Raw genomic sequence first — 2249 nt, 5'->3', positions numbered from 1 at the left:
GACGCAGGCGTGCTTGCGCACCATCTTGCCGTCGATGGTCACCGGCACCATGCAGGCGCCGCACATGCCGGTCGCGTCGACCATGATGGAGTTCAGGCTGGCGACGGTCTTGACGCCGAAGGAGCGCGTGAGGTCGCTGACGGCGCGCATCATCAGCGGCGGGCCGATGGTCACGACTTCGGCGATCTGGCGGCCCTTGCCGGCCTGCGCCTGCTTGAGCATTTCCTCGAGCGGTGTGGTGACGAATCCCTTCATGCCGAAGCTGCCGTCATTGCTGGTGTAGATGACTTCCAGCGTGTCGGGGAACTCGGCCTGCAACTTCGCGACGCGCTCGTTCTCCTTGACCCAGAACAGCAGGTCGGCATTGCGGAATCCGGAGATCAGCGTGACATGGTTGCCCAGGCGCAGGTGCTCGCGCATGATGGGGAAGACGGGCGGCAGGCCGACGCCGCCGGCGGTGAAGACGACGGTCTGGTTGCCCTCGTAGCGGTGCAGTGCGCTTGGCAGCCCCAGCGGGCCGGCGATGCCGGTGAAGGCGTCGCCGATCTTCATCTTGTTGATGGCGATGCTGCTGGTGCCCATGGCTTGCACCACGAGGCAGATGGTGCCTGCCTTGGCGTCCCAGTCGGCCAGCGTGAGCGGGATCAGCTCGCCCTTTTCCCAGGGCAGCACGCGCACGAACTGTCCGGCGCGCGCCGACTTCGCGACCAGCGGCGAACTGACGATGAACTCGACGATGCCGTCGGCCAGTTCGATCTTGTCGATGATGGTTTGCGGCGCGGCACCCAGATGCGTGTAATGACCGGCTGCGCGAACCATGCTGCGAATTTCGGTCGGCGTGAGGTTGATGTCACCGACGATTTCACGTGCTGCCGCCTGGCCGTCGCCGGCCGCGCGGATGGCCGTGGAGCCGCCGCGTGCGGCGTCGCCGCCGGAATACACGCCGTCGAGCGAAGTGCGCTGCGAACCCTTGGCGACGTCGATGGTGCCCCACTTGGTCGTCTTGAGATCGGGCTCGGAGTCCTTGATGATCGGGTTGGGCGTATTGCCCAGCGCCATGATGACGAGGTCCACCGCCATCGGTTCCGTCTTGCCGGTGGCCACCGGGCTGCGACGGCCCGAGGAGTCCGGTTCGCCGAGCTCCATGATCTCGAGATTCGTGTGCGTAACGAAGTGCGTCTTGTCGTCGCCGACGAAATCGCGCGGGCCGCGCAGCACTTTGAGTTCGATGCCTTCTTCGAGTGCATGGTGCAGTTCTTCAACACGCACCGGCATCTCGCTCTGGGTGCGGCGATAGACGATGGTTACAAGGCCTCCGAGGCGACGCGCAGTACGCGCGGCATCCATGGCGGTGTTGCCGCCACCGATCACGATGACGCGCTTGCCCCGGGTTTCGGGCAAGGGTGTTTCGTATTCGTCAGAGAGGCCCTGCATGAGGTTGACCCGCGTCAGGAATTCGTTCGCCGACATGACGTTGAGCAGATGCTCGCCCGGCACGTTCATGAAGCGCGGCAGTCCGGCACCGGTGCCGACGAAGATTTTCCAGAAGCCGGCTTTCTTGAGGTCGTCCAGCGTCGCGGTCTTGCCGACGATGAAATTGGGGACGAACTTGCCACCCAGCATCCTGATCTTGCCGACGACGTCATCGATCAGTTCGTTGGGCAGGCGAAACTCGGGAATGCCATAGCGCAGCACGCCGCCCAGCGTGTGAAAGGCCTCGAAGACGGTGACCGGATAGCCTTCGGCCGACAAGAGGTAGGCGTTGATGAGGCCGGCCGGGCCGGAACCGACGACGGCGATAGGCGGTTTGTCGGCCTTCTCCCAGGGATCGACGGCCGCGGCGAAGCGGTTGGCGATGCCTTCGGGATTGACGAGCTTTTCGCGCTGCGGCAGGTACCACTCGATCTGGCCGATTTCGATCGGCTGCTTCTGGTGGGCGCAGACGCCCTGGCATTGCAGTTCCTGCGGGCAGACGCGGCCGGTGACATTGGGCAGCGGGTTGCAACTCTCGATGAGTTCCATCGCTTCGCGGAAGCGGCCGGTGCCGAGCATTTCCAGCATTTCCGGAATGTGGATTTTCACCGGGCAGCCGCCCTTGGGCTCGGACTTGCCGGGCTCGTGCAGGCCGATTTCGCAGGGCTTTTCTTCGCACTGCTTGTCGCGCAGGGCTTCGAGCCAGACGAACATTTCAACTTCACGGGCGCTGTAGCCCAGGTTCATGTAGCCGAGGTAGCCCTGATTCACCAGAC

1 protein-coding gene is annotated in these 2249 nt (G+C 64.2%); it reads right to left on the bottom strand.

The annotated features are described in order from the left end of the window. On the bottom strand, positions 1–2249 hold a 2249-nt coding region (locus HXX15_RS23000), incomplete at both ends, for a sulfide/dihydroorotate dehydrogenase-like FAD/NAD-binding protein (protein WP_296519233.1).

This window comes from Rhodopseudomonas sp., from assembly GCF_013377015.1.
GTDB lineage: Bacteria > Pseudomonadota > Alphaproteobacteria > Rhizobiales > Xanthobacteraceae > JARJEH01.
The sequence above is the reverse complement of the archived record's forward strand: the minus strand, read 5'-3'. Positions and strand labels throughout refer to the sequence as shown.